At 56.1% G+C, this 255-nt stretch carries 1 rRNA gene; it reads left to right on the top strand.

Features of this window, described 5'->3' with window-relative positions:
- Positions 1 to 255: ribosomal RNA gene (locus JMA46_RS17685) — 16S ribosomal RNA — on the top strand; the annotation flags it as partial.

The raw sequence follows: 255 nt of genomic DNA, 5'->3' as shown, positions 1-255 counted from the left end.
GCTTGGAAACAAGCGCCCCGCTTGCGGTCGGTTTACAGGTGGTGCATGGTTGTCGTCAGCTCGTGTCGTGAGATGTTGGGTTAAGTCCCGCAACGAGCGCAACCCTCGTTCTATGTTGCCAGCACGTAGTGGTGGGGACTCATAGGAGACTGCCGGGGTCAACTCGGAGGAAGGTGAGGACGACGTCAAATCATCATGCCCCTTATGTCTTGGGCTTCACGCATGCTACAATGGCCGGTACAATGGGTTGCGATA

This window comes from Arthrobacter sp. E3, assembly GCF_017353415.1.
Classification (GTDB): Bacteria; Actinomycetota; Actinomycetes; order Actinomycetales; family Micrococcaceae; genus Specibacter.
Note: the sequence above shows the minus strand (reverse complement) of the source record. Positions and strands in the feature narration are given on the sequence as shown.